At 71.5% G+C, this 26,929-nt stretch carries 23 protein-coding genes and 4 pseudogenes; 11 read left to right on the top strand and 16 right to left on the bottom strand.

The features are described from left to right. Window positions 1-40 precede the first annotated feature (40 nt). Window positions 41-1,669, top strand: coding sequence for an alkaline phosphatase D family protein (locus BT364_RS02430; RefSeq protein ID WP_072483371.1), 1,629 nt, complete (start codon window positions 41-43; stop codon window positions 1,667-1,669). On the opposite strand, the gene BT364_RS02425 is transcribed toward BT364_RS02430, so the two are convergent. After that, on the bottom strand, window positions 1,656-2,675 hold the full coding sequence (locus tag BT364_RS02425; RefSeq protein WP_072483370.1) for a Gfo/Idh/MocA family protein: 1,020 nt from the start codon (window positions 2,673-2,675) through the stop codon (window positions 1,656-1,658). The genes BT364_RS02430 and BT364_RS02425 overlap by 14 nt on opposite strands. 77 nt (window positions 2,676-2,752) lie before the next feature. Between BT364_RS02425 and BT364_RS02420 the strand changes: the two genes are divergently transcribed. Beyond that, window positions 2,753-4,072 (top strand): multidrug effflux MFS transporter, encoded by a 1,320-nt coding sequence (locus BT364_RS02420; protein WP_072483369.1) that lies wholly within the window; start codon window positions 2,753-2,755, stop codon window positions 4,070-4,072. 72 nt (window positions 4,073-4,144) lie between these two features. On the opposite strand, the gene BT364_RS02415 is transcribed toward BT364_RS02420, so the two are convergent. Next, a complete protein-coding gene (locus tag BT364_RS02415) occupies window positions 4,145-5,452 on the bottom strand; it encodes a hypothetical protein (protein ID WP_072483368.1) in 1,308 nt (435 codons plus the stop codon). Window positions 5,453-5,593: 141 nt separating this feature from the next. On the opposite strand from BT364_RS02415, the gene BT364_RS02410 reads away from it, so the two are divergent. After that, on the top strand, window positions 5,594-6,589 hold the full coding sequence (locus BT364_RS02410) for a small ribosomal subunit Rsm22 family protein (protein WP_072483367.1): 996 nt from the start codon (window positions 5,594-5,596) through the stop codon (window positions 6,587-6,589). 15 nt (window positions 6,590-6,604) lie between these two features. Here BT364_RS02410 and ddaH read toward each other — a convergent pair whose 3' ends face one another. After that, a complete protein-coding gene (gene ddaH / locus BT364_RS02405) occupies window positions 6,605-7,462 on the bottom strand; it encodes a dimethylargininase (protein WP_371267966.1) in 858 nt (285 codons plus the stop codon). A 125-nt stretch (window positions 7,463-7,587) separates the two neighbouring features. Here ddaH and BT364_RS02400 point away from each other — a divergent pair. Together BT364_RS02400 and BT364_RS02395 are read left to right on the top strand one after the other, a co-directional pair. Next, window positions 7,588-7,755 (top strand): annotated as a pseudogene (locus BT364_RS02400) (TetR/AcrR family transcriptional regulator); the annotation flags it as partial. A gap of 230 nt (window positions 7,756-7,985) precedes the next feature. After that, window positions 7,986-8,732 (top strand): bifunctional DNA primase/polymerase, encoded by a 747-nt coding sequence (locus tag BT364_RS02395; RefSeq protein WP_072483365.1) that lies wholly within the window; start codon window positions 7,986-7,988, stop codon window positions 8,730-8,732. 73 nt (window positions 8,733-8,805) lie between these two features. Here BT364_RS02395 and BT364_RS02390 read toward each other — a convergent pair whose 3' ends face one another. The 5 genes and pseudogenes from BT364_RS02390 to BT364_RS39770 form a co-directional block, all read right to left on the bottom strand. Continuing rightward, the gene (locus tag BT364_RS02390) at window positions 8,806-9,777 is read right to left on the bottom strand and encodes an SCO2278 family lipoprotein (RefSeq protein WP_072483364.1); all 972 of its coding nucleotides are present in this window, start codon (window positions 9,775-9,777) and stop codon (window positions 8,806-8,808) included. Then, window positions 9,677-10,648, bottom strand: coding sequence for an iron uptake transporter permease EfeU (efeU, locus tag BT364_RS02385; RefSeq protein ID WP_072483363.1), 972 nt, complete (start codon window positions 10,646-10,648; stop codon window positions 9,677-9,679). Before efeU ends, BT364_RS02390 begins: the two co-directional genes overlap by 101 nt. A 30-nt stretch (window positions 10,649-10,678) precedes the next feature. Beyond that, entirely contained in the window at window positions 10,679-11,953 is a 1,275-nt protein-coding gene (gene efeB / locus BT364_RS02380) for an iron uptake transporter deferrochelatase/peroxidase subunit (RefSeq protein WP_072483362.1), read from the bottom strand. 20 nt (window positions 11,954-11,973) lie between these two features. Further along, window positions 11,974-13,110, bottom strand: a complete 1,137-nt coding sequence (efeO, locus tag BT364_RS02375; RefSeq protein WP_072483361.1) for an iron uptake system protein EfeO — start codon at window positions 13,108-13,110, stop codon at window positions 11,974-11,976. Window positions 13,111-13,301: 191 nt separating this feature from the next. After that, window positions 13,302-13,430 (bottom strand): annotated as a pseudogene (locus BT364_RS39770) (hemin ABC transporter ATP-binding protein); the annotation flags it as partial. Between the two features lie 164 nt (window positions 13,431-13,594). On the opposite strand from BT364_RS39770, the pseudogene BT364_RS02365 reads away from it, so the two are divergent. Then, window positions 13,595-13,936 (top strand): annotated as a pseudogene (locus BT364_RS02365) (PhzF family phenazine biosynthesis protein); the annotation flags it as partial. 161 nt (window positions 13,937-14,097) lie between these two features. Further along, window positions 14,098-14,454: pseudogene (locus BT364_RS02360) on the top strand (PhzF family phenazine biosynthesis protein); the annotation flags it as partial. 15 nt (window positions 14,455-14,469) lie between these two features. Here BT364_RS02360 and BT364_RS02355 read toward each other — a convergent pair. Together BT364_RS02355 and map are read right to left on the bottom strand one after the other, a co-directional pair. Continuing rightward, window positions 14,470-15,135 (bottom strand): biliverdin-producing heme oxygenase, encoded by a 666-nt coding sequence (locus BT364_RS02355; RefSeq protein WP_072483359.1) that lies wholly within the window; start codon window positions 15,133-15,135, stop codon window positions 14,470-14,472. A gap of 275 nt (window positions 15,136-15,410) precedes the next feature. Then, window positions 15,411-16,268 (bottom strand): type I methionyl aminopeptidase, encoded by an 858-nt coding sequence (gene map, locus BT364_RS02350; protein WP_072483358.1) that lies wholly within the window; start codon window positions 16,266-16,268, stop codon window positions 15,411-15,413. A gap of 58 nt (window positions 16,269-16,326) precedes the next feature. On the opposite strand from map, the gene BT364_RS02345 reads away from it, so the two are divergent. Next, the gene (locus tag BT364_RS02345; protein ID WP_072483357.1) at window positions 16,327-16,557 is read left to right on the top strand and encodes a hypothetical protein; all 231 of its coding nucleotides are present in this window, start codon (window positions 16,327-16,329) and stop codon (window positions 16,555-16,557) included. 46 nt (window positions 16,558-16,603) lie between these two features. Here the strand turns inward: BT364_RS02345 and BT364_RS02340 are convergent, their stop codons facing one another. Both BT364_RS02340 and BT364_RS02335 read right to left on the bottom strand, forming a co-directional pair. Beyond that, window positions 16,604-17,905 (bottom strand): MFS transporter, encoded by a 1,302-nt coding sequence (locus tag BT364_RS02340; protein WP_072483356.1) that lies wholly within the window; start codon window positions 17,903-17,905, stop codon window positions 16,604-16,606. Between the two features lie 69 nt (window positions 17,906-17,974). Then, on the bottom strand, window positions 17,975-18,577 hold the full coding sequence (locus tag BT364_RS02335) for a hypothetical protein (protein ID WP_072483355.1): 603 nt from the start codon (window positions 18,575-18,577) through the stop codon (window positions 17,975-17,977). A 119-nt stretch (window positions 18,578-18,696) separates the two neighbouring features. On the opposite strand from BT364_RS02335, the gene npdG reads away from it, so the two are divergent. Continuing rightward, window positions 18,697-19,407, top strand: coding sequence for an NADPH-dependent F420 reductase (npdG, locus tag BT364_RS02330; protein WP_072483354.1), 711 nt, complete (start codon window positions 18,697-18,699; stop codon window positions 19,405-19,407). Between the two features lie 124 nt (window positions 19,408-19,531). Further along, the gene (locus tag BT364_RS41290) at window positions 19,532-19,705 is read left to right on the top strand and encodes a hypothetical protein (protein WP_176729203.1); all 174 of its coding nucleotides are present in this window, start codon (window positions 19,532-19,534) and stop codon (window positions 19,703-19,705) included. A gap of 12 nt (window positions 19,706-19,717) precedes the next feature. Here the strand turns inward: BT364_RS41290 and BT364_RS02325 are convergent, their stop codons facing one another. Continuing rightward, on the bottom strand, window positions 19,718-20,524 hold the full coding sequence (locus BT364_RS02325; protein ID WP_072483353.1) for a site-2 protease family protein: 807 nt from the start codon (window positions 20,522-20,524) through the stop codon (window positions 19,718-19,720). A gap of 205 nt (window positions 20,525-20,729) precedes the next feature. On the opposite strand from BT364_RS02325, the gene BT364_RS02320 reads away from it, so the two are divergent. Further along, the gene (locus BT364_RS02320) at window positions 20,730-24,035 is read left to right on the top strand and encodes an ATP-binding protein (protein ID WP_072483352.1); all 3,306 of its coding nucleotides are present in this window, start codon (window positions 20,730-20,732) and stop codon (window positions 24,033-24,035) included. Window positions 24,036-24,044: 9 nt separating this feature from the next. Here BT364_RS02320 and BT364_RS02315 read toward each other — a convergent pair whose 3' ends face one another. The 3 genes from BT364_RS02315 to panB all read right to left on the bottom strand — a co-directional run bounded on the left by BT364_RS02315 (window position 24,045) and on the right by panB (window position 26,920). After that, the gene (locus BT364_RS02315) at window positions 24,045-24,899 is read right to left on the bottom strand and encodes an ABC transporter permease (protein WP_072483351.1); all 855 of its coding nucleotides are present in this window, start codon (window positions 24,897-24,899) and stop codon (window positions 24,045-24,047) included. Further along, window positions 24,896-25,918: an ATP-binding cassette domain-containing protein gene (locus BT364_RS02310; RefSeq protein WP_072483350.1), complete on the bottom strand. Its 1,023-nt coding sequence runs from the start codon at window positions 25,916-25,918 to the stop codon at window positions 24,896-24,898. The genes BT364_RS02315 and BT364_RS02310 overlap by 4 nt, the downstream gene beginning before the upstream one ends. A 114-nt stretch (window positions 25,919-26,032) precedes the next feature. Next, complete coding sequence (gene panB / locus BT364_RS02305) at window positions 26,033-26,920, bottom strand: 3-methyl-2-oxobutanoate hydroxymethyltransferase (protein WP_072483349.1); 888 nt, start codon at window positions 26,918-26,920, stop codon at window positions 26,033-26,035. Window positions 26,921-26,929 lie beyond the last annotated feature (9 nt).

Here is a 26,929-nt window from a genome sequence, read left to right as displayed (position 1 = left end):
GTGAACTGCCCACGTACACCACCAGCCAGGGGAGGGCCAGATGACAGACTCATCGCACCAGCAGGAGATGCGCGACGCCGCGAAGCAGGTCGGGCGCCGCCGTTTCCTCACCGTCACCGGCGCCGCCGCCGCGCTCGCCTTCTCGGTCAACCTGCCCACCGCGGGTACCGCGAGCGCCGCCGAGCTGGACGCGAAGAGGATCGGCGATGACCCGTTCACCCTCGGCGTCGCCTCCGGCGACCCGCTTCCCGACTCGGTCCTGCTGTGGACGAGACTCGCACCGCGCCCCTACGAGCCCGGCAGCGGACTGCCCCGGGCCCGGGTGCAGGTGCGCTGGGAACTCGCCCGCGACGAGCGCTTCTCCCGCGTCGTACGGCGCGGATCGGCCACCGCTCACCCGGAGTTCGACCACAGCGTCCACGTCGAGGTCAAGGGCCTCGAAGCCGACCGGGTCTTCTACTACCGCTTCCGCACCGGAAGCTGGACCAGCCCCGTCGGCCGGACCCGCACCGCACCCGCCCGCGGCGCCCGCAACAACTCGCTGAGCCTGGCCGCCGTCTCCTGCCAGGCGTACCACGACGGCTACTTCACCGCGTACAAGCACCTCGCCCAGGAGGACGTCGACGTCGTCTTCCACCTCGGCGACTACCTCTACGAGTACGCCGTCAACGCGACCGGCGGCGCCCGCAACCACACCGACCGCAGGCTCCCCGCCCACTTCAACCGGGAGACGGTCACGCTGGAGGACTACCGGCTGCGGTACGCCCTCTACAAATCCGACCCCGATCTGCGCGCCGCCCACGCCGCACACCCCTTCGTCGTCACCTGGGACGACCACGAGACCGAGAACAACTACGCGGGCGAAACCCCCGAGAACGACGTCCCGCCGGAGGAGTTCCTGCTGCGCCGCGCCGCCGCGTACCGCGCGTACTGGGAGAACCAGCCGCTGCGCGCCCCGCAGCGCCCCACCGGCCCGGACATGAAGCTCTACCGGCGCCTGCGCTTCGGCCGGCTCGCCCAGTTCGACATCCTCGACACCCGCCAGTACCGCAGCGACCAGGCGTACGGCGACGGCTGGCAGACGCCCGGACCGGAGTCCCAGGACCCGTCGCGCACCATGACCGGCGCCACCCAGGAGCGCTGGCTGATCGACGGCTGGCACGCCTCGCAGGCCACCTGGAACGTCGTGCCGCAGCAGGTCACCTTCGCCCAGCGGCGCGACGTGCCCACCGACGCCTTCAAGCTGTCCATGGACGCGTGGGACGGCTACCCCGCCTCCCGCGGCCGCATCCTGAAGGGCGCCGAGGCCGCCGGGGTCGACAACCTGATGGTGCTGACCGGCGATGTGCACGTCGGCTACGGCTTCGATCTGAAGAAGAACTTCGACGACCCCGCCTCCCGCACCGTCGGCACGGAGATCGTCGCCACCTCCATCACCAGCGGCAAGGACGGCTCGGACCGGCCCGGCAGCTGGAACAACCAGATGCAGGCCAACCCGCACATGAAGTTCTTCAACGGCCGGCGCGGATACGCCGTCGTCACGCTGGGCCGGGAGCAGGCGCGCGCCGACTACCGCACGGTGTCCGCCGTCACCTCGCCCGGCGCGCCCCTCGCGACGGCCGCGTCGTTCGTCACCGAGGTCGGGAACCAGGGCCTCACCCCTGCGTGAGGCCGTCCGCCGGGTATCGGACGCCGATGCGGTCACGTACCGCGTCGAGCGTCCGCATCACGGCGAGCGAGCCGTCCAGCGGCACCAGCGGCGACTCCGTCTCGCCCGCCCGCAGTGCCCGCATCACCTCGGCCTGCTCGAACTGCAGGCCGCGCAGTACACCGCCTCCGGTTCCGGCGGTGAACTCCTCGGGTTCGTGTCCGGGCCGGTGCAGCACGAACCGCTCCGGGTAGAAGAAGCCGCGCGGGAACTCGATCCGGCCCTTCGAGCCCGTGACCGCCGCGGTCTGGGGGGTGTCCGCGACGATCGAGCAGTTCAGCAGCGCCGAGGCGCCCGCCTCCGACCAGCCCAGCAGCATCGCCGTGTGCAGGTCGACGCCCTCGGGGGAGAGCACCGCGTCGGCCTGCACCCGGTCCGGCTCACCCAGCACCAGCTGCGCGAACGACACCGGATAGACCCCGAGGTCCAGCAGCGCGCCGCCGCCCAGCGCCCGGTCGCGCAGCCGGTGTTCGGGGCCGAAGGGGCCCGCGAGCCCGAAGTCGGCCTGCACGGTGCGGATCTCGCCGATGGCACCGTCCCGCACCAGCTCCGTCATGCGCCGGATCACCGGGTTGCAGTACGTCCACATCGCCTCCATCAGGAAGAGGCCCCGGTCCCGGGCGAGCTTCACCAGCTCGTCCGCCTCCCGCGCGTTGAGCGTGAACGCCTTCTCGCACAGCACGTGCTTCCCGGCCTCCAGACAGAGCGCCGCCGCCTCCCGGTGCGCCGAGTGCGGCGTCGCGACGTACACCACATCGACCTCGTCGTCGGCGGCGAGAGCGGCCCAGCTGCCGTACGCCCGGGGTATCCCGAACCGCTCGGCGAACGCCTGCGCCGAGGCGTCTGTCCGAGATGCGACGGCCACCACTTCCGTGTCCGGCATCGACCGGAGATCCTCGGTGAACGCCGTGGCGATACCGCCGGTCGCCAGTACACCCCACCGCACAGTGCCGCTGATGCCTGTCATGCCTGCTCCCCAAGAGGTCTCGACCAGTCCGGCTGAGCTGAGAGCATAGATGCGGATTCAACGACATGGAGATGAGAATGCCGGAGAGCGGCGCAAGCCGGGCCCAGCAGGAACGCACACACATACCGACCGCCGGAGCAGGGGCCACGGAGCCCGGAACCACCGGCACCCCACCCAAAGCACCGGCCGCCCCGGCGGCCCGGCGCACCGGACTTCTCGTCACCCTCGTCCTCGGCGGTCTCACCGCGGTTCCGCCGCTCTCCATGGACATGTACCTCCCCGCCCTGCCCGCGGTCACCGAGTCCCTGCACGCGCCCGCCGCCACCGTCCAGCTCACCCTCACCGCATGCCTGACCGGCCTGGCGCTCGGACAGGTCGTCATCGGACCGCTGAGCGACCGGTGGGGGAGGCGCAGGCCGCTGCTCCTCGGGATGATGATCTACGTCGTCGCCACCGCGATGTGCGTCTTCGCGCCCACCACCGGGCTCCTCATCGGCTTCCGCCTCCTCCAGGGCCTGGCCGGTGCGGCGGGCATCGTCATCGCCCGTGCCGTGGTGCGCGACATGTACGACGGCGTGGAGATGGCCAGGTTCTTCTCCACCCTGATGCTCATCTCCGGCGTCGCGCCGATCGTCGCCCCGCTGATCGGCGGCCAGGTGCTGCGGTTCACCGACTGGCGCGGAATCTTCGCCGTCCTCACCGTCGTCGGCCTGGTGCTCACCCTCGTCGTCTGGAAGTGGCTGGGCGAGACCATGCCCCCGCAGGACCGGCACACCGGCGGCCTCGGCGACGCGCTGCGCACCATGCGCGGACTGCTCGCCGACCGGGTCTTCACCGGCTACATGATCGCGGGCAGCCTCGCCTTCGCCACCCTCTTCTCGTACGTGAGCGCCTCGCCGTTCGTCGTGCAGGAGATCTACGGGGCATCGCCGCAGACGTTCAGCCTGCTCTTCGGCATCAACTCGGTCGGCATGATCATCGTCGGCCAGATCAACGGCAGGATCCTGGTCGGCCGGGTCAGCCTGGACAAGGCGCTCGCCTTCGGGCTCTGTGTCATCACACTCGCCGCGCTCGCGCTGCTGCTGATGACGACCGGCGTCTTCGGAGAGGTGGGCCTGGCCCCGGTCGCCGCCGGGCTGTTCGTGCTGATGTCGGCGATGGGCATGGCGATGCCGAACACGAACGCGCAGGCACTGATGCGCACGAAGCACGCCGCCGGCTCCGCCTCCGCGCTGCTCGGCACCTCGTCCTTCCTGATCGGAGCCATCGCCTCGCCCCTCGTCGGGATCGCGGGCGAGGACACGGCCGTCCCGATGGCCGTCGTCCAGCTGGTCTGCGCGGTCGGCGCGATGGCCTGCTTCCTCGGCCTGTGCCGGCCCTGGCGGCAAACGGCGTGATGTGCGCGTCGTGACTCGGGGCTCGTGACGTGGGGCGGCGGGGCCGGATCATGGCCCCGCCGCCCCACGACGCTACGACGACCTCGGGTAGCCGATCAGGTGCGGGCGGTTCTTCTCGTCCGTCCAGCGGAACAGGCCCACACCGTCCGCGGTCTCCATGCCCGGAACCCGGACGTTCGAGGGCAGGGCGCCCGTCGAACCGCTTCTGACGGCGACCGCGACCGGGGCGCCGCCGCCGGCCAGGACGTCCGCCGCGTTGCGGGCGCTCGCCGCGCCGTACGCGGTGCCCTCGTCGTTCACGGAGGCCAGGGTCAGCGGCTTCGTGCCGTCCGCGCCCTCGAAGCAGAAGCCCCGCTTCGTGGCCAGGTCGAAGGCGAGCGGACCGGCCACCAGGTAGGAGCCCGAGGGCGCGGAGACGAGCTGCGGGTACTGGCCCGGCTTTATCGCGGGCTTGCTGCACTCCACCGAAGCCAGGGGCTTGCCCGTCTCCATGTCGTGCACCGCCCACATGTCGTGGGTGGTGGCGCGCTTGGCGCCCTTCGCGAGCTGCCACTTCGCCAGGAACAGCCCCGGGATCACCGACGTCGGGATCCCGCTCTGCTTGTCCGTGCCCTTGGGGGCGATATTGCGGCTGAACCAGCCGCCCTGCACCCAGAACTCCTTGGACCCGCTGACCAGCAGGCCCTTCTGTGTCAGCCCGCGCACCTCGGTGAGCTGCTTGCAGGTCTTGCAGCCCTTCGGGTACTTGAGCGAGGAAGCCTCGACCTTCGACACCCGGCCGGTCACCGGGTCGACCACCGCGCTGTTCGTCCGGCCGTCGCTGATGAGGATGCCGGGGCCGGTCGTCGAGACCGTGGGCACGGAGTTCCACGGCACCTCGACGCGCCGCCGGGAGCCGTCCTCCACGTCGTAGACGTCCAGCGAGACGATCGTGTCGGCGGGGGTCAGCGCGTTCTCGCCGACCTTCCCGTACGCCCATGTCACGAAGTACTCGTGGTCGTCGACGGTGACCTGGAGGAGCTTCGGGAACTGGTGCGGGGACGGGGGCCGCCAGCTCTCGCCGTGCCAGCCCGCCTGCCCCGTCTTGGCGTCGATGGTCCGCAGCTGGTACTTGGTCTCCGACTCCCGCACCAGATAGGCGAGACGGCCCGTCGTCCGGGAGATCGCATAGTCGGGCGAGGTCCCGATGAGCTCCCAGCCGTGCTCCGTCGCGTACGCGGAGGGAACGGTGAGCTGAGTCACCCGGGTCGGGCTCTTCCTGGTCTGCTTCTCGGGCCCGTCCTTGTGCTCCTTACCGCTGCCGCACGTGGCGAGCAGAAGAAGCATGACAAGCACGAGCACTCCGCCGACCAGAACCAGGCGCACGATCTTCTGTCTCATGGCTTCCCTCGATGGGCAATCCCGACCTCGCGGCGGTCAGCGTAGCAACTTGCGCAGGTGCTGCGGCAGTTCGGAAGGGTTGCGGTTCGGTGCCGAAGCCGGGGCGGAAGCAGGTGGTCCGCCTTTGCCTACAATTCGTCGGTGAACGCCACCCTCCCCACCGCGGAAGACCTGCGCGCGGCGCTGGCCGGACTGCTCGACGGGCTGCCGCCCAAGCAGGCCGCCCAGGCCGTCGAACGGCTCATCGCCAACTACCGCGGGACCACCCCGACCGACGCTCCGGTGCTCCGCGACCGCTCCGACGTCGCCGCGTACGCCGCGTACCGGATGCCCGCCACCTTCGAAGCGGTACGGGCCGCCCTCGCCGCGTTCCGGGAGGCCGCCCCGGACTGGGTGCCCGTCACGCACACCGACATCGGCGGCGGCACCGGAGCGGCGAGCTGGGCCGTGGCAGGGACCTGGGAGGGGCCGCGCACCACCGTGCTGGACTGGGCCGAGCCCGCACTCGCCCTCGGCCGCGAACTGGCGGAGCGCTCCGGCGTCCCCGCCCTGCGCGCCGCCGAGTGGCGCCGGGCCCGGATCGGCGCGGGCCAGGAACTCGCCCCCACCGACCTGATCACCGTCTCCTACGTACTCAAGGAACTGACGGCGGACGTCCGCGCCGCCCTCGTCGACACCGCCGCGGCCGCGGCGCAGGCGGTCGTGGTCGTCGAACCCGGCACCCCCGACGGCTACGCCCGGATCATCGAGGCCCGCGACCGGCTGATCGCCGCCGGGCTGAAGGTCGCCGCGCCCTGCCCGCACAGCGAGGCCTGCCCGATCGAGCCGGGCACGGACTGGTGCCACTTCTCGGCCCGGGTCAGCCGCTCCTCGCTGCACCGGCAGGTCAAGGGCGGCTCGCTGCCGTACGAGGACGAGAAGTTCAGCTATGTCGTGGCGACCCGCTTCGGGACGGAGCCCGTCTCGGCGCGGGTCACCCGCAAGCCGCAGATCCGCAAGGGGCAGGTGCTGCTGGACCTGTGCACCCGCGACGAGGCCCTGCGGCGTGCCACGGTCACCAAGCGGCACGGCGAGCTGTACCGGGCTGCCCGGGACGTCGCGTGGGGCGACGAGTGGCCGCCCGGCCAGGACACCTGAGGGCGGCCGGCCCGCTCACCCCCGCAGCTCCTGCGTGCAGCACTTCACACTGCCGCCGCCCTTGAGCAGCTCGCCCAGGTCCATCGGCACCGGTTCGAAGCCCCGCGCCCGCAGCGGGTCGAAGAGCCCCGTCGCGGCCTGCGGCAGCAGTACGTTCAGACCGTCGCTCACCGCGTTCAGACCGAGCGCCGCGGCGTCCGCCTCCTCGGCGATCAGCGCACCGGGGAAGAGCCGGGCCAGCACCGACCGGCTGCCCGGCGAGAAGGCGCCCGGGTAGTACATGATCTCGTCGCCCGCGTCGTCGAGCACCGACAGCGCCGTGTCCAGGTGGTAGTAGCGCGGGTCGACCAGATCGAGCCCGATCACCGGCCGCCCGAAGAACTCCTGCGCCTCGCCGTGCGAGAGCGGGCTGGACCGGAAGCCCCGGCCGGCCAGGACGTACGAGGCGGTCACCGCGAAGTCGCCCTCGCCCTCGTTGACATGGTCCGGTTCATGGATCTCGGTGAAGCCGTTCGCCCGGAACCACTCGCGATGGGCCCCGGCCTCCTCGTACCGCTCCCGGTACGCGAAGCGGGCCCCCAGCACCCGGCCGTCGATGACGGTGGCGCCGTTGGCGGCGAACACCATGTCGGGCAGCTCGGGGCGGGGGGCGATCAGCTCCACGGTGTGCCCGAGGGCGCGGTACCGGTCGCGCAGGTCCTCCCACTGCGTCTGGGCCAGGGGGAGGTCCACGGGCTTGCTGGGGTCCATCCAGGGATTGATGGAGTACGTCACCCTGAAGTGCGTGGGCGCGCACATCAGGTAGCGGCGGGGTGCGGCTTCACGAGGCAAGGAAGGCTCCTCACGAAAGGCAGGGGTTGCCTGCCGGGACATCGCACGGGTGTGTGCGTGAGCCCATGGTCCGCTTCCCGGAGCCCGCGCGCAGTGATCCGATCGGGTGGTTCCGTGCGACCGGGAGACGATACGTACCGCCTCGTCCGGCTGCTGGATTGGCCGGCATGGCAGAGAACCGGTCGCCCGACGCCGGCCGCCGCAGCGAGCGCTCGCGCCGCGCGATCCACGACGCGGCGCTCGCCCTGGTCGCGGAGGTGGGTTACCCCAGGACCACCATCGATGCCATCGCCGCGCGGGCCGGTGTCGGCAAGCAGACGATCTACCGCTGGTACCACCGTTGGCTGCTGCGTACCCTCCCGCTCACCCATGAGTACGCGGATGCGATCGTCGACCACGCCCTGCGCGGGCTGGCACCTTGAGACGCACCCGTCATTTCTTGACAAGAAGTGGCATAGTGCCCAGCTCACGGCATCGTCGCCCGTACCCCGCTTCGGAACTCCGGCCACCCGAGGCGCAGGATGGTGGGACCATGGGTTGGGGCAACGCTGAGGTAAGGGGATAGATGGGCGCCGATTTCGGCCGTTATCGCGGCTCAGAGAGCAAATTTTCCCAATGGCTTCGCCGCCGACCCAAACCGCACCAGAGCGAGGTCGACGACACCGCCCGGGAGGCACTGCTCCTGGCCGTCGCCGAGGCCGGAATGCCGATTGCGCCGGCCGCACACCCCGTCGGATACCGATGTTCGTGCGAACGCATCGGCTGTCCCACCCCCGCCCGGCACCCGATCTCCTTCGCCTGGCAGACGCAGTCCACCACCGACCGGGCCCAGATCGAGCGCTGGGCCCGCAGCCAGCCGCAGGCCAACTTCATCACCGCGACCGGCATGCTCCACGACGTGCTCGACGTGCCGTTGTCCGCGGGCGCCCAGGCACTGGAACGGCTCCTCGCCGCCGGCATCGACGTCGGCCCGGTCGCCCGGTCCGGCGACGACCGGATGCTCTTCTTCACCGCCACCCGAGGCACGCCCGAGGACGAGGACGAATGGTGGCCGTGCGAGCTCGACTGCCACCCCGAGACCATGGACGAGCATCCGGGGCTGCGGTGGCACTGCCGCGGCAGCTATGTGCTGCTGCCGCCGGCCCGGCTCCCCGGCGAACTGGACGTGCGATGGGTGCGCGGGCCGGAGAACCCGCTGCCCGATCCACTGACCCTGCTGGAGACGCTCACCGATGCGTGCGCGCAGTACGCGGACGAGGCGGACCAGAGCGATCTCGACCACGACTCGGTGGCCTGGCCGCTCAGCCGCTAGATGTACTCGGCCATGAGGCCGGCTCTCGGATCATGCCGGGGCCGTTCCCGAACGCGGGGCGGCCCCGGTTTTGTCACGAGCCCTTCGCCGCCGTCAGACCCGGCAGCCGGTTCAGCACGACCACCTTGCCGCCGTCCTTCGTCGAGCCCTTCTTCGGGACGTACACCATCTCGCTGGAGATCCGCTCCTTGGTGAGGGTGGACCGCACCTCACCGGTCAGCAGTGCCTCCACGTCCTGGTCGACCGGCGGGCGCAACCCCTTCGCCGCGGTCTGCCGCTCGAAGTGCTTGCTGCTGAAGAAGACCAGCGCCCCGCCGTCGTCCGTCTCCAGGCCGAGCGGGCCGAACGTACCGCTGTCCAGCGGCTGGTCGATGTACTGGTACGAGAACCCCGCCCGCCGGGTGGTCCGGCGCGCCTCCCGCCAGCCCGAGGTGGCGGAGCCGGGGGCGAAGACGTCCGGGGTGCCCTTCTGCAGGTACTGCGTGTACTGGGTGCTCAAGTCCTCCGGCGCCACGGCCAGTTCCGTGCTGTCGACGGCCACCGGCTTGGCCCGGCCGTCGCCGTCCTTCGCGAGGGCGGGCATCCGGGAGGGCGCGACGACCGACAGATAGGAGGCCTTCCACCCGGCGTCGGGCCCGGACTTGACGAAGACGACCAGCCAGCGGGTGTCCAGCTTCCCGCCGTCCTGGTCGCGGTTGGAGTCGGTGTCCGCGAGGAACCACCGCGGCCAGCCGGCCTTCTTCGGGATGACATACCTGGCGTCGGTCAGCTCCAGCGGCGAATGGTCCGGGTTGCCGTCCGGATGGTTCTTCTGCCGCGCCTTCAGCCCGGCCTGGTTGATCGCACCGAGCGAACCGGTGACCCGGTCCGCGTCCAGGGCCGGATCGTAGGCCTTGTCCGCCGCGTTGTACGAGGTGGTGAAGTCCGCCAGGGCCTTCGCGGCCTCAGACCTGGTTGCCCCCGGCACCACTTCCAGCTCGCCGTGCACCGTCACGCAGCCGCTCGCCGTCACGGACAGCACCGTCGCCGTCGCGAGCCCCGTCATCAGCCGAACCGGCCTCAGGCTTCTCATCCGCTGCTTTCCGCGCCTTCCGATCCGTCGCCCCCACTGACCGTCCGAACCCTACCGGGGCGAGGAACAGCGCGAGGGTGGGGACCAGATACAGCGCCCACACCGTGACCTGGAGAACGGTCGGGTCGGGCTGGAAGTTGAACGTGCCCTTCAGCAGCGTGCCGTACCAGCTGTCCGGCGGAATCGTGGCGCTGATGTCGAACGCCTGGTTGTGGAGGCCGCCGATGAACTCCGCTTCCTGGAGGTCGTGGACGCCGTACGCGAGCACGCCCGCGGCGACGATCACCAGCATGCCGCCGGTCCAGGTGAAGAACTTCGACAGATTGATCTTCAGAGCGCCCCGGTAGAACAGCCAGCCCAGCACGACGGCGGAGGCGATGCCGAGGAGCGCGCCGATCATCGGATGCCAGCCGTCGTCCGCCGCGTGCACCGCACGCCACACGAACAGCGAGGTCTCCAGGCCCTCCCGGCCCACCGCCAGGAGCGCCGTGGCGACCAGCGCGCCGGTGCCCATCGCGAGCGCCGCGTCGAGCTTGCCGTGCAGCTCCGTCTTCAGGTGCCTCGCGGTGCGCCGCATCCAGAAGACCATCCAGGTGACCAGGCCGACGGAGACGATCGACAGCGAACCGCCCAGCGCCTCCTGGGCCTTGAACGTCATCTCCTGCGAACCGAATTCGAGCCCGGCGCCGAACGCCAGGCTGACGACGATCGCGATACCGACACCGGTCCAGATCGGCACCAGCTTGTTCCTGTTGCCGGTCTTCACCAGATAGGCGATGAGGATGCAGACGACCAGGCTGGCCTCAAGGCCCTCGCGCAGGCCGATCAGGAAGTTGCTGAACACGTTTCCGTTCTCCTTTTCTGCTTCGGCCCGTTACGAGAACAGTGCCCGGCCCCACCAGTCGTCCTTGTCGCGGACGCCCGGCGGGACGGCGAAGTGCGCCGAACCCACGTGCTGGATGTACTCGTTGAGCGCGTCGTGCGCCGCCAGGCGCCGCTGGAGCGGAATGAACGCCTTGCGGACGTCGCTCTGGTAGGCGATGAAGAACAGTCCGGCGTCGAGCCGGCCGAGGCCGTCCGTGCCGTCGGTGAAGGAGTAACCGCGGCGCAGGATCGTCGCACCGCCGTTGCTGTCCGGGTGGGAGAGGCGCACGTGCGCGGTCGGCAGCATCGCCTTCAGGAACGGCTCGTCGTGCTCCTTGGACTTGCCGACCGCAGCTCCCTCGCCCTTGTCGCGGCCGAAGACGTCCTCCTGCTCCTGGAGCGCGGTACGGTCCCAGGTCTCGATGTGCATCCGGATGCGGCGGGCCACCAGGTACGAACCCCCGGCCATCCAGCCCGCGTCGTCCTTCTCGCCCACCCATACGTGCTTGTCCAGGGCGGCGGTGTCGGTGCCGGAGATGTTCCGGGTGCCGTCCTTGAAGCCGAACATGTTGCGCGGGGTCTGGGCGTCCGGCGTGGTCGAGGACGTCTTGCCGAAGCCCAGCTGGGACCAGCGGATCGCGGTGCGGCCCATGCCGATCCTGGCGAGGTTGCGGATGGCGTGCACCGCGACCTGCGGGTCGTCCGCGCACGCCTGGACGCAGATGTCGCCGCCGCTGCGGGCCGCGTCGAGGTTGTCGCCGGGGAACTTCGGCAGGTCGACGAGCGCCTCGGGCCGCTTGTCCTGAAGGCCGAACCGGCCCTTGGCGAAGAGCGAGGGCCCGAAGCCGATGGTGAGCGTGAGCCGGGACGGCTTGAGCCCCAGAGCCTCGCCCGTGTCGTCCGGCGGGGCCTCGGGGAGACCGCCGTACGCCCCGTCGCCGACCGCGTGACCGGCCGTCATCCGCTCCGCCGCCCGCGTCCACTCCTTGAGCAGCGCGATCAGCTCGCCGCGGTCCTTCGTCGTCACGTCGAACGCGGCGAAGTGCAGCCTGTCCTGTACGGCGGTGGCGATACCGGCCTGGTGCGCACCGTGGAACGGCACGGCCGCACCGCTGTCCGCGGCCGGCACCGGGTCGCTCTGCGTGCGCACCGCGGCGACCGCGCCGCCGGCCGCGACGGCGCCCAGCGCGAGACCCGCGCCGCCCCAGCCGAGCAGCGCCCGGCGGGACGGGGCGGGACCGGAGGTCTCCGCCGGGGTTTCGCTCACCTGTGTCTGATCGGACATGACCGAAGCCCTCCCGCCCGTTACTTCGTCACCGCGGCGGCGAGCCGGGACAGCGGCTCGGCCAGCGCGTTGACCGCGTCCGAAAGCTCCTTGCGGTCCGCCTTGCCGACCTTCTCGTACGAGGTGAACTCGTAGGAGCTCTTGTCCTTGCGGTACTTGTCCAGCAGCGTGTTCAGCTCCGCGAACCGCTTGTCCAGGGTGGCGGTCAGAGCCGCGTCGTTCTTCGAGGCGATCGGCTTCAGCAGCTCGTAGGACTTCTCGGCGCCCTCGACATTGCCCTTGAAGTCGACCAGGTCGGTGTGGCTGTAGCGCTCCTCCTCACCGGTGACCTTGCCGGTGGCGACCTCGTCGAGGAGCTCCTTGGCACCGTTGGCCATCGAGGTCGGGGTGATCTCCGCCGTGCCGACCCGCTTCTGCCAGTCGAGCAGGTCCTTGTGGAGCAGCGGGGCGAGGGCCTTCTCCTCGGCGCCCAGCTTCTTGTCCTGCCACAGCGCCTTCTCCAGGCGGTGCCAGCCGGTCCACTTCTGGCCGTCCTCCAGGCCGTCCTCGCGGATGTCGACCTTCGGGTCGATGTCGCCGAAGGACTCGGCGACCGGCTCGGTGCGCTCCCATCCGAGGCGGGAGTCGGCGTAGAACTTCTTGGCGGCCTCGATGTCACCGGCGGCGACGGCGTCCGTGAACTTCTTGGCCTTCGGCAGCGTCTCGTCGGCCTGGGCCTGGACGTAGGTGCGGTACTCCGCGACGGCCTTGTCCATCTCGGGGCTGCGCTTGGCCGCGTTGGCGCCGGTGATCTCCAGCTTCTGCCGGATGCCGTGGCCCTTCATGCCGGGCTTGCAGGCGATCTCGTACGAACCGGCCTTGATCTCGGCCGTGATGTTGGCCTTGGTGCCGGGGCCGATGTTCTCGCGCTCGGCGACGATGCGGTCGTCCGGGAAGAGCACGTAGACCTCGGTGACCTTGGAGCCCTTGTTCTGCACGGCCAGTTCGATGTGACCGGCCGGGAGCTTCTTCTTCGACACCTCGCAGGAGTCGTCCTTCGCGACGACCTGCACGGCACCGTCGCCCTTGCCGTCGCTCTTCTCTGCGCAGCCCGTGACGGCGGTCAGAGCGGCCACGGTGGCGGCAGCGGTGACGACGGAGAAACGAACGGCTCGCATACGGGCTCCACATGAGGACGAAGGAGAAGCGGGTGAAGATTCGGACAAAAGCAGGTGAGGCGGACCTAACTTAACCGAGGCTTACCTGAGCAGTACCCACTTGCGCAGTGATTCAGCTCTCATCCCGGGCCTCCGGGAACGGGGTGATCACGGGCACCCCATGGGTGCCCCATGGAAAGGTCAAGCAATGGTCAAGCCCCTCGTTCCGGCGCGACCAGCGGCGCCCCGGTCCGCGGATGCGGGAACACCTCGACCGGCTGCCGGTAGACCTCGCCGAGCAGTTCGCCGGTGAACACCTCGGCGGGCGGCCCCGACACCGCGCCGCCGGCGGCGGGCAGACCGGCGGTCAGCGCTGCGGATCTGCCGGGAGCGGGCCGGCGCCGGAGCCGTGGTCGTGGCCCGCCGCCGTACCGCCTGACGCGTCCGCGTCCCACGACAGCACCGCCCGGACGAACCGGCCGAACGGCCGCCGTCCGGGCGGTGCTTGAATGCCCATGTGAGCGACAGCGACTTCGGCGTACCCGCCGGCATCGACGTACTGCGCGTGTTCTGCGGCCCCGACGGCCGGCACGGCAACGCCCTCGGCGTGGTGCGCGACGGGCGTACGTACCCGGACCGGGCCTCCCGGCAGGAGCTGGCCCGCCGGCTGGGCTTCAGCGAGACGGTGTTCGTCGACGACCCCGAGCGCGGGCACGTCGACATCTACACCCCGGGACAGCGGCTTCCGTTCGCCGGGCATCCGCTCGTCGGCACGGCCTGGCTGCTCGACCTGGAGATCCTGGAGCTTCCGGTCGGGGAGGTCTTCGCCCGCCAGGACGGCGAGTTCAGACCGACCGGCAATAGGGGGGCGGCGTCGCGGGGCTGGGCACGCACATCTGCCGCGTTGTCGTCAATCAACAACGCTCCGCGTTGCCTCAATCCTCCGCCTTGCAGCTGCACGCACCCAGCCCCGCTCCTTCACCCACCCCCCAATTGCCGGTCGGTCTCAGCTGGATCGGCGCCCGCCCGGAGTGGGCGCCCCCGCGCACGCTGGAGCGGTACGGCTCGGCCGCCGAGGTCGAGGAGCTCACCGGGCCGCCGCCGGGGGAGGGCCGGCTGTACGTATGGGCCTGGGAGGACGAGGCGGCCGGCCGGGTCAGGGCGCGGGCCTTCCCACGGCGCGACGACAACATCGTGGAGGACGAGGCGACGGGCGCGGCGGCGCTGCTGCTCAGCGCGGAGCTGGGGCGCGCCCTCAATATCACGCAAGGACGCGGCTCCCAGATCCTCACCGCTCCCGCACCCGACGGCACGGTGGAGATCGGGGGCCGCGTGGCACTCGCCGCCGTCCGGGCCCGGTACTGAACCGGGCCGAGGGCACTACGCGCTGAGCGGGAACACCTCGCCCAGCTCCAGGAACACCGCCGTGTTCAGCGCGAACGCGCGCTTGCACTCGTCGACGATCCGCTGCTTCTCCAGGTCGTCCGCGTCCACCGCGTCCAGCAGCTCGCGGTAGTCCCGCTTGAACGAGGCGGGGTTGGATATCTCCTCGAAGACGTAGAACCGGACCCCGTCGCCCTTGCGCGCGAAGCCCCAGGTCCGCTCCGCCCGGTCGCGGATGATCTGGCCGCCGGAGAGGTCGCCGAGGTAGCGGGTGTAGTGGTGCGCGACGTAGCCGGCCGGCCAGCTGCGGGCGCACTCGGCGACCCGGGCGGCGTACGCGGCCGTGGCGGGCAGCGGCTCCAGGCCCTCGCGCCAGTCCGCACCCCGCAGATGGGCCAGATCGCGCTCCAGCTCGGCGGTGCGCATCAGCTCGGGCCGGATGAAGGGACCGGCGACCGGATCGCCGTGCAGTGCCTGCGCGCCGTCCTCCAGCGCCCGGTACACGAACCACAGCTGCTCGGTGTAGCGCGTGTACGCGTCCACTCCGAGCCGCCCGCCCAGCAGGTCGCTCATGAAGGTCGAGGTCTCCGCCTCGGTGTGCTGCTCGTGCGACGCGGTGCGGATGAGCGTCGAGAAGGGCGTGGTGGCGGCGGTTGCGTCCAAAGCGGGCCTCCGGGGACCGAGGGGACGGAAAAGTCCTGGAAGAGAAAGAAATGTCGGCAGCCACCGCGTATCGCGGCGATTGCTGTCGGCAACTCCGATCTTCCTGCTTAGGCTTACCTAAGTCAATGACTTCCCGACACTCTGTCGGTAAAAACGATACGCCTGGTTCCGCCTCCGCGCCGGGTGCGTGAGAACAGGTGTGTGAGAACAGCCGGGCACGCGAAAGCGGCCGCTTCGGGGGCGGCCGCTTCGGGGAGGAACTGTCCGGGTGGGGGCTACGGGAGCGTCAGGATCTCGGCGCCCGTCTCCGTCACCACCAGCGTGTGCTCGAACTGCGCGGTGCGCTTGCGGTCCTTCGTCACCACGGTCCAGCCGTCGTCCCACATGTCGTAGTCATGGCTGCCCAGCGTCAGCATCGGCTCGATGGTGAACGTCATCCCGGGCCGCATCACGGTGGTCGCGTGCGGGCTGTCGTAGTGCGGGATGATCAGGCCGGAGTGGAACGAGGAACTGATCCCGTGCCCGGTGAAGTCCCGCACCACGCCGTAGCCGAAGCGCTTGGCGTACGACTCGATGACCCGCCCGATCACATTGATCTGCCGCCCCGGCCGGACCGCCTTGATGGCCCGGTTCAGCGACTCCTCGGTGCGCTCCACGAGCAGCCGGGACTCCTCGTCCACGTCTCCGCAGAGATACGTGGCGTTGTTGTCGCCGTGCACACCGTTGATGTACGCCGTGACGTCGAGGTTCACGATGTCGCCGTCGCGCAGCACCGTGGAGTCCGGGATGCCGTGGCAGATCACCTCGTTGAGCGAGGTGCAGAGCGACTTGGGGAATCCGCGGTAGCCGAGCGTCGACGGGTACGCGCCGTGATCGCACATGAACTCATGGGCGACCCGGTCGAGTTCGTCCGTCGTGACGCCCGGGGCGATGTGCTTCGCGGCCTCCGCCATCGCCTGCGCGGCGATCCGGCCCGCGATGCGCATGCGCTCGACGGTGTCGGTGTCCTGGATCTCCGGACCGGTGTACGGGGTGGGGCCCGGCTTGCCCACGTATTCGGGGCGGCGGATCCTTCCGGGCACGGAGCGGATGGGAGTGATCTCCCCGGGTGCGAGCAGCGACTGGCCAGACATGTCAGCGAGTCTAACCAGCGCGCTTGGGGCAGCATGGCCCCGAGGGAAGGAGCCGCTGATGGCCCTGTTCAAGAAGCGCACGGTCGGCAAGCCGGGCGAGTGGTACTACTGCCTGGAGCATCACAAGGTCGAGGAGGGCCCCGAGTGCCCGGCCAAGGACCGTTTCGGGCCGTACACCTCCCGCGAGGAGGCCCAGCACGCCATGGACACCGCACGGGAGCGGAACCTGGAGTGGGAGAACGACCCCAAGTGGCACGACGGGGGCACACCGCGCGATCCGGAGGCCTGACCGGGGCCACCCGCCCCCGGGCTCCCGCCTCCCGGGGGCCCGTTTCTCAGGCCGCGGACGGGCTGGACCCCCTGGACTCCCGTCTGCGCAGCGCGTCCTCGTCCGTCTCGGAGTCGTAGGTGAGCAGCTTCGGAAGCGCTGCCGCGAGCAGCGCGACCGAGGCCACGCAGGCCACGCCGCCGCTCCAGATCGCCGACCGGGTCCCCGTCCAGCCCGCCATCGCACCGGCCCGCACCTGACCCAGCTGCGGGCCGACGCTGTACGAGAGCACCTCGATGCCCGCCAGCCGGCCCCGCAGCTCCTCCGGGATCGTCTGGTTCCAGATCGTGGAGCGGCCCAGTCCGCTGAGCATGTCGCCCGCGCCCGCCACCGCCAGGCAGACCAGCACCAGCCACACATTGCCGAACCACCCGGCCCCCGCGATCGCCAGCCCCCAGACCGCGGCCCCGAACACCACGAACAGCCCGTGCCGCCGCACCCGCGACGTCCAGCCGCTGGTCAGCCCCAGCACCAGCGATCCGACCGAGTCCGCGGCGTACATCAGGCCCAGCGACCAGTCGGCGTGCAGGTCGTCCGCCAGGAACGGGAAGATCGCGTTCGGGAAGGCGAAGAACATCGCGGCCATGTCGACCGCGTACGTCCCCAGCAGCACCGGCCGGCTCCAGGCGTACTTCGCGCCCTCCACGATGCCGCGCAGCGACGGCTTCGCGTTGTCCCGGGCGGGCGGCGCGGGCGCCAGACGCAGACACAGGAGCACGGAGACGGCGAAGGTGGCCACCGTGACCGTGTACGCCGTGGCGTGCCCGGCGTAGGCGACCACCAGCCCCGCCACCGCCGGGCCGGTGATCGCGCCGAACTGCCAGCGCAGCGAGTTCAGCGCGGCGGCCGCGGTCAGCTGCTCGTGCGGCACGATCCGGGCCATCAGGGAGTCCAGCGCGGGCCGCTGGAGCCCGGCAAGCGCGGAGACCCCGGCCGCCACCAGGTAGAGCGGCCAGAGCATCGGGGTGGGCAGCGCCGCGTTGACCAGGAGCACCAGGGCGAGCAGCCCCAGCCCCGCCTCGGTGGCCAGGATCACCTTGCGGCGGTCCACGGCGTCCGCGAGCGCCCCGCCGTACAGGCCGAAGACCACCAGCGGCACCAGCTCGACCGCGCCCATCACACCGACGGCCAGCGGCGAACCCGTCAGCTCCTTGATCTGGAGCGGCAGCGCGATCATCGCCATGAAGCTGCCGAAGTACGTCACCACGCCCTGGATCCACAGCAGCCGGAAGTCGGTGGAGGAGCGCAGGGGCGAGAGATCGGGCAGCAGGGCGGCCAGCCGGGAGGCCGGGGACGGGGCAGAAGTCACGGAAGGCCATGCTCCGGCGCCGCGGGGGCCGTCGCAACGGAATTTCCGCGGCGGGCCGGCCCCGGGCTGTCACCAGCGGGCAGGAGGCGGCGCCGTCAGCTGATCGGCGAGCCGGGACAGCCGGTCCCGGAAGCCGCGGCGGCCGCGCGGCGCGGGGGCGCTGTTCTCCCCGGCCGCCGCGCTCACCAGATGCTGCACGGTGTCCAGGTCCACGTCGTCGCCGCCGGTCACCGTGAGCGTCTCGTGGGCGAGCCCGCGCACCTCCGGGTCGCCGTCGTTCAGCGAGAGCACCGTGGCCCCGGCGCGCCGCGCGTCGTGCACCCGCTCCAGCAGCCCCGCGCCGGGCCGCTCCGGGGCCACCAGGAGCAGCGTCTCGCCCCGCCCGGCCGCCTCGATCCGGCCCAGACCGACGGCCAGATGCGCGGGGCCGCCCGGCTCCACCCGGTGGCGTACCAGGGTGGGGGCCAGCTCCGGCAGCCCGGACCAGGTGGACTCGTCGACCAGATGGGCCGCCAGGTGCCACGGCTCGTACGCCGCCGTCCCCACCAGCAGCAGACCGCCGCCGTGCGGGACGACGGAGGATCTCAGCGCCCCGGCGAACCGCCGGGTCGCGGCGGGCCACTCGGTCCCGGCGAGTACTTCACGGAGCAGGGCCACGCGTACGGCATCCATGGCCCGGCATCATGCCCGAGGAGCCCCGCCCGGCACCGGAGAACGGCTCCGGACCAGCCGAACGGGGAAAGAGGGGTGACACCGGGGCCCGCTCCGTGGCGGGCAGTAATGTCGGAGCCATGACTACGAATGGCAGTGACAGCGCGGCCAAGCCCCCCGCCAAGGACCCCTGGGACCTCCCCGACGTCTCCGGGCTGACTGTCGGCGTGCTCGGTGGCACCGGACCCCAGGGACGCGGCCTCGCCTACCGGTTCGCCCGCGCCGGGCAGCAGGTGATCATCGGCTCCCGGGCCGCCGACCGCGCGCGCGGCGCCGCCGAGGAGCTGGGCCACGGCGTGGAGGGCGCGGACAACGCGGAGTGCGCCCGCCGCAGCGACATCGTGATCGTCGCCGTGCCGTGGGACGGCCACGCCAAGACCCTGGAGTCGCTGCGGGACGAACTCGCGGGCAAGCTCGTCATCGACTGCGTCAACCCGCTCGGCTTCGACAAGAAGGGCGCCTACGCGCTGAAGCCCGAGGAGGGCAGCGCCGCCGAGCAGGCCGCCGCCCTGCTGCCGGAGTCCCGGGTCACCGCCGCCTTCCACCACCTCTCGGCGGTGCTGCTGCAGGACGAGACCGTCGAGGAGATCGACACCGATGTGCTGGTGCTGGGCGAGGCCCGCGCCGACACCGACCTCGTACAGGCGCTGGCGGGCCGGATCCCCGGCATGCGCGGCATCTTCGCCGGACGGCTGCGCAACGCGCACCAGGTCGAGTCGCTGGTCGCCAACCTGATCTCGGTCAACCGCCGCTACAAGGCGCACGCCGGGCTCCGTACCACCGACGTCTGAGCCGGACCGGCCACCACCGGCGTCCGGGCCGGGCCCGCTCGCGGACCCACCCTGCGGCGAGCGAAAAGGGGCATGGGGGACACTGGACGGGACCGCGCATCACCCCCGACAGGAGCCGCCCGCCATGCCCCGACTCGCTCTCTACGCCATCGCCGTCTGTGTCCTGGCGGTCGTCGCGGCCGTGATCTCGTTCGTCCAGGGCAGCCTGCTCGGGATCGTCTGGGTGCTGCTGGCCGGGCTCTCGTCCAACATGGCGTGGTTCTACCTGCGCCGGCAGCGGGCGCGGACCGCCGAATGAGGCGGGTGGCTCCTACGGGCTGACCGCGCAGACCGGATACTCCTCGTTCCAGTTCTCCCAGAACCGGTAGGCGGCGCGGCCGCACTCCGTCTCCAGGCCGCTCACGCCCAGTGAGTCCAGCACGCCGTGGACCAGGTCGAAGAAGACATGGTTGACCTCCGGGATCCACAGCACGCCGAACACCGCGAGCAGTCCGAACTGCGCGAACGGCTCCACCCGGCGCCGGATCCGGTACGACAGCCAGGGCTCGATCAGCCCGTACCCGTCCAGCCCGGGGACCGGCAGGAAGTTCAGGATCGCCGCGGTGACCTGGAGCAGGGCCAGGAACGCCAGCGCGTACCGGAACTCCCTCGGGACGCCGTCCAGCGCGTGCAGCCAGAACGGAGCCGTGCACACCAGCGCGAACAGCACATTCGTCAGCGGGCCCGCCGCCGAGATCAGACTGTGCCTCCAGCGCCCCCGGATCCGCCCCCGCTCGATGAAGACGGCGCCGCCGGGCAGCCCGATCCCGCCCATGATCACGAACAGCACCGGCAGCACGATGCTGAGCAGGGCGTGCGTGTAGGCGAGCGGATTGAGGGTGAGATACCCCTTCGCGCCGACCGAGATGTCCCCGCTGTGCAGCGCGGTACGGGCGTGCGCGTACTCGTGGAGGCAGAGCGAGACCACCCATGCCGCCGTGACGAAGACGAAGACCGCGAGCCCGTACGGATATCCGGTGCCCGTCCACACCGCCCAGCCCGACACCGCCGCCACGGCGACGATCCCGAGGAAGACCGGGCTGATCCGCCGGTCGCTGCGGGCGCTTGCGGTGGTCATCGGCGAACTCCTGACGGGCGGCCGGAAGGGGGACCGAGCGGCGGGCGGCGAGCCCGACCGTACCGCCGACACGTCACAAACGTCTCGCGCCGGGGCGGTGGTTCCGGAAAGGGTGGGGGCATGACGAGCGATCCCGGAACGCGGCGCACAGGGGTGCGGCCGGACACGTGTGCCCATCCCGGTCCCGGTCACGGAGAATAGGCCGGTGCGCTACTGCATCCTCGGAACGACCCGGGCACTCCGCGACGACGGCACGGCCATCGCCCTCGGCGGGGCGCGGCTGCGCGCCCTGCTCACCGTCCTCGCGCTGCGCCCCGGACGCACCGTCCCCGCCGCCGTGCTCGTCGACGAGGTGTGGGACGGCGAACCGCCCGCCGACGCGGTGGGCGCCCTGCATGCGCTCGTCGGCCGGCTCCGGCGCGCCGTCGGCCACGACGCGGTCCTCTCCGCGGACAGCGGCTACCGACTGGCCGCCGAGCCGGACGCCATCGACCTCCACCGCTTCGAACGGCTCGCGGGGGAGGGCGCACGGGCGCTGGAGGAGGACGACCCGGCGAAGGCCAAGGCCGTGCTCGACGACGCGCTCGGCCTGTGGGGCGGGCCGGTCCTGGCCGATCTGCCCGACCGCGACGCGGTCGCGGCCCGCTGGGAGGCCCGGCGCCTGGAAGCCCGCCGCAACAGGCTCCGCGCGGCCCTCGCGCTCGGCCGCGCGGACGAGGCCCTGCCCGAACTGGTCGCCCTGTGCGCCGAGCACCCCATCGACGAACCCCTTCAGGCGCTGCGGATGCGGGCCCTGCGCGACGCCGGGCGCACGGCCCAGGCACTGGCCGCCTACGACGAGGTCCGCACCGTGCTCGCCGACCGCCTCGGCACCGACCCCGGACCCGAACTGCGCTCGCTCCACGCCGAGCTGCTCCGCCAGGACCCGGCGCGCCCGCCCGCACCGGCCGCCCCGCCCGCCCCGCCCGCCCGCACCGCACGGCAGGGCAACCTCCGGGCCCGGCTCACCAGCTTCGTCGGGCGCGAGGGCGACATCGACACCCTGCGCGAGGACCTCTCGCACGCCCGTCTCGTCACCCTCCTGGGCCCCGGCGGCGCGGGCAAGACCCGGCTCTCCCAGGAGACCGCCGAATCCGCCGCGCCCGCCTGGCCGGACGGCGTCTGGCTGGCCGAACTCGCCCCCGTCGACGACCCCGAGGCGGTGCCGGAGGCCGTACTGACCGCGCTCGGCGCCCGCGAGACCGTGCTGCGCGGTGCAGGCGCCGAGGAGCTCAGGGCCGCCGAGGGAATCGCGAACGACCCCCTCGTACGCCTCACCGAGCACTGCTCCCGGCGCCGCATGCTGCTGCTCCTGGACAACTGCGAACACCTCGTCGGGGCCGCCGCCGCGCTCGCCGACCACCTGCTCGCCCACTGCCCGCACCTCACCGTGCTCGCCACCAGTCGTGAACCCCTCGGCGTGCCGGGCGAGTTCGTCCGCCCCGTCGAACCGCTGCCCGACCCGATGGCGCTGCGCCTGTTCGCCGAACGCGGCGCCGCCGCCCGGCCGGGCTTCTGGACCGACGCGGACGAGGCGACCGCGGCCGCCGCCGCGGAGATCTGCCGCCGCCTCGACGGACTGCCGCTCGCCATCGAACTCGCCGCCGCCCGGCTGCGGATGCTCACCCCGCGCCAGATCGCCGACCGGCTCGACGACCGGTTCCGCCTGCTCACCAGCGGTGCCCGCACCGTCCTGCCCCGGCAGCAGACCCTGCGTGCCGTCGTCGACTGGTCCTGGGACCTGCTCGACGAACCCGAACGCGCCGTGCTGCGCCGGCTCTCCGTCTTCGCGGGTGGCTGCACCCTGACCGCCGCCGAGGCGGTCTGCGCGGACGGGCCGCAGGGCGCGCGCGAGGTCGCCGGGCTGCTCGGCTCCCTCGTCGACAAATCGCTCGTCGTGGCCGCGCCCGCCGAGGACGGCGAGATGCGCTACCGGCTGCTGGAGACCGTCGGCGAGTACGCCGCCGCCCGGCTCGACGAGGCGGCGGAGCGGGACCCCGTGGTCCGGCGCCACCTGGTGTTCTTCCGGGAACTGGTCCGCACCACGGAGCCCCGGCTCCGCGGCGCCGGACAGCGGTCCGCCATCGAACTCCTCCAGCGCGAGTACGAGAACATCCGCACCGCCCTGCGCAGCGCCGTCGCCGCCCGCGACGAGCAGGAGGCGCTCTGCATGGTGCTCTCGCTGTGCTGGTACTGGCAGATGCGCAACCTGAGCGGCGACGCGCTGCACTGGGCCGACGCCGCCGCCGCGCTGGGCCCCGACCCCTTCGCCCCGCCCGCCGAGCCCGCGCCCTCCATCCACGAACGCTGCACCGACGCACCGCCGCCCATGGGGCCCGAGCTGCTCCAGGAGGCACGCCGCCAGGCGGGCCTGATCCGGCTGGTCAGCATGGACCACGCCGCGGAGAGGTGGACCGACGAGGCGAGCATGGCCCGGCTGCGGGTCATCGCGAACACCTACCGGGCCGGTCAGCCGCAGACCTGCCGGGTCCCGGCATCGCTCTGGTTCTTCGCGGTCATGCTCGTCGGGGAGACCGGCAGGCTGCGCGAGCTGCTGGACGAAACGGTCCGCGCCTGCCGGGACTTCGGCTACGAATGGGAGCTCGCCGGGGCCCTCCAGACGCGGGCCAACGTGCTGGCCAACCGGCCCGAATGGGCGGGCGAGGCGCGCACGGACGCCGACGAGAGCCTGGAGCTCTTCAGCCGGATCGGTGACGACTGGGGCGTCGCGGAAGCGCTCTCGGCACGGGCCGAGGCCAACGAGCGCAGGGGCGAGCACGCGCGCGCGGCCGAGGACTACCAGGTCGCCATCGGCTACGCGAAGGAGCTGGGCGCACCCTCCCAGGTGGCGGTCCTGCGCACCAGATACGCGGCCGTGCTCACCGAGATGGACCGCGGCGCCGAGGGCGAGGAGATCCTGCGCGAGGTGGTCGTCGAGGGGCACGACGCCAGGTCCATGGCCCGGCTCCATCTGGCCATGTGGCTGGGGCGCGGCGGCCGCACCGGTGAGGCGCGCGAGCAACTGGCCGTGCTGCGCGAGGAGTTCCACCCCGAGACCATGGCGATCTTCGAAGGGGTGGTGCTGGGCGCGCTGTCCTGGCTGGACAACCAGGACGGGCTGTACGCGGAGGCGCTGCCCCGGGGCCTGGTGGCGCTGGAGCGGTCCCACGACCGGCTGTCGCAGTTGGTGGCGCCGCAGATGTCCGTCATCCAGCTCGTCTCCCTCGCCCGCTCGCTGGCCGGCATCGGCGGCGAGCGGCGGGCCGCCACCGCGGCCCGGCTGCTGGGGGCGGGCCGGGGGCTGCTGCCCCGGGGTCACGTGCCGACGTCGATGGAGCGGGACGACTGGGCCCGGGCGGAGGCACTGGCCGTCGCCGTGCTCGGCCGGGCCGCCTACGAGACCGCGTACGCCGAGGGCGGCGGCCTCTCCCTGGAGGAGGCCACCGCCCTCGTGGACGCGTACCGGGAATGACCCCGGCGGTCAGGACTTCTTGCGGAACCTGGAGACCGCGAGCGGGGCCATCACCGCGGTGATGACCACGGTCCAGCCGAGCGTCACCAGGACCGAGTGGGCGAGCGGGCCGCCCATCATCAGGGCGCGCGCGGCGTCGGCCAGGTTGGACAGCGGGTTGTAGTCGGTGAACGTCTGGAGCCAGCCGGGCATCGTCTTCGTCGGGGCGAAGATCGAGGAACCGAACTGGAGCGGCATCAGTACGAGCATCCCCATTCCCTGAACCGCCTGGGCCGTCTTCATGGTCAGCCCGAGCAGGATGAAGATCCACATGATGGCGGCGCCGAACACGGCCGACAGCGCGATCGCCCCGATCAGCCCGAGCACCGACTCCTGGAGCTCCATGCCGAGCGCGAAGCCCATGGCCAGCAGGATGAGGGTGGCGACCATCATCCGGCCCAGCTCGACCACGATCTTGGCGATGAGCACCGAGGAACGGGCGATCGGCATCGTCCGGAACCGGTCCATGACGCCCTTGCGGAAGTCGTCGTTGACACCGGAGCCGACCGCCATGGCGATGTTCATGCCCATCATCGCCATCAGCCCGGGGATCAGGTAGTTCAGATACTCCTGCCGGCCGCCGCCCATGCTGCCGCCGACCGATCCGCCGAAGACGTACACGAACAGCAGCGTGAAGATGATGGGCGTCAGGAGCGCGTCGAACATCGACTCCGGATCCTTCTTGATCTGGAGCATGTTGCGCCGCACCAGCGCCCCGATGTGGCGCAGGTTGTTCCGCAGCCCTATCCGGCCCTCGTCGTGGACCGTCTTCGCCCGGGCGGACTCGGTGGGCGTGGGCGTGGGTGTCAGAGTCGCCGTGCTCATGCCGCGACCTCCTCGGGGATCGTGTCGGCGGCGGAAGCGGACTTCTCGCCGGTGATGGCCAGGAAGACCTCGTCCAGGCTGGGCAGCGCGGTGGCGACGTGCGCCAGCGAGAAGCCCCGGGTGCCGAGCAGGCCTATGACAGCGGTCAGCTGCTCGTCGCTGAGGATCGGTACGTACAGCAGTCCCTCGTCCGGGACGGCCTGCGCGCCCGAGACCCCGTCGAGCCCCGCCTCGCGGATCGCCTGCGCCATCGCGGGCAGCTGCGCCGGGTCCGAGGGCCGGATCTGCAGGGTGCGGCCGCCGACCTTCGCCTTCAGCTCGTCGACCCCGCCGCGGGCGATGATCTTCCCCTTGTCGATGACGGTCAGCTCGCTGGCGAGCTGCTCGGCCTCTTCCATGTACTGGGTGGTGAGCAGCACGGTCGCCCCCTCCGCGACCATCCGCTGCACCTCGTCCCAGACCTCGTTACGGGTCCGGGGGTCCAGCCCCGTCGTCGGCTCGTCCAGGTACAGCACGGCCGGGCTGCCGATCATCGAGGCGGCCAGGTCGAGCCGGCGCCGCATGCCGCCGGAGTAGTCCATCGCGGCCTTCCGGGCCGCTTCGGTGAGCGAGAACCGCTCCAGCAGCTCGTCGGCCCGGGACCGGGCGGTCCTGCGGGGCAGATCGAGCAGCCGCCCGATCATGTAGAGGTTCTCCCAGCCGGAGAGCTTCTCGTCGACCGAGGCGTACTGCCCGGTCAGACCGATGGTGCGGCGCAGCTGCCGGGGCTGCTTCACCACGTCGTAGCCCGCCACGGTGGCGTGTCCGGCGTCGGGAACTATCAGGGTGGACAGGCAGCGTACGAGCGTGGTCTTGCCTGCTCCATTGGGGCCGAGGACACCGAGCACGGTGCCTTCGCGGACATCGAGGTCCACGCCGTCCAGCGCCTTGGTCGAGCCGTAGTGCTTGACCAGTCCCCGGACCTCCACGGCGTTCGAGCCGCTCCTGGGGTTCTTGTCGATTCGCGTCATGTCCACCATGGGACCAGCCGCCACCGACAGCCCGCCGACAGCAGGCCGACAGCCCGCCGATGGGGGATGTCGGCGGGCTGTCGGTGGTGCGGGCAGTGGTTCAGGCGGAACGAACCGGCAGAGCTAGTGGAAGGTGTGCTCGGCGGCCGGGAAGGCGCCGCCCACGACCTCTTCCGCGAACTCCTTCGCCGCGTCGCCCAGCACCTGGCGCAGGTTCGCGTACTGCTTGGTGAAGCGCGGCACCTTGCCTCCGGTCAGCCCGACCATGTCGGTGTACACCAGCACCTGGGCGTCGGTGTCGGGACCGGCGCCGATGCCGACGGTCGGGATGTGCAGGGTACGGGTGACCTCGGCGGCCAGCTCGGCCGGTACGAGCTCCAGGACGACGGCGAACGCGCCCGCGTCCTGCACGGCCTTGGCGTCGCGCAGCATCTGCTGGGCGGCCTCCTCGCCGCGGCCCTGCACCCGGTAGCCCATCGCGTTGACGGACTGCGGGGTCAGGCCGATATGGGCCATGACCGGGATACCGGCGTCTACCAGCAGCTTGATCTGCTCGTGGCTGCGCTCGCCGCCCTCCAGCTTGACCGCGCCGACGCCGGACTCCTTGATCAGCCGGGTGGCGTTGCGCAGGGCCTGGACGGGGCCCTCCTGGTACGCCCCGAAGGGCAGGTCGGCGACGATCAGGGCACGCCTGGTGCCCCGTACGACGGCGGCCGAGAGGATCGCGATCTCGTCCATCGTGACGGGCACGGTGGTCTCGTAGCCGAGATGGCAGTTGCCCATGGAGTCGCCGACGAGCATGACCGGGATCCCGGCCTCGTCGAAGACGGACGCGGTCATCGCGTCGTAGGCGGTGAGCATGGGCCACTTCTCGCCGCGCCCGGTGGCGGCGGCGATGTCATGGACGGAGATGCGGCGGGTGCTCTTGCCTCCGTACAGCGCCTTGCTGCTGTCGGCGGGGGCTCCCGCGGGGGATGGTGCGGACTGATTCCGCGCAGCCTGAAGCGACATTGCGAACGG

Source organism: Streptomyces atratus, from assembly GCF_900119365.1.
Lineage (GTDB): Bacteria > Actinomycetota > Actinomycetes > Streptomycetales > Streptomycetaceae > Streptomyces > Streptomyces atratus_B.
Note: the sequence above shows the minus strand (reverse complement) of the source record. Positions and strands in the feature narration are given on the sequence as shown.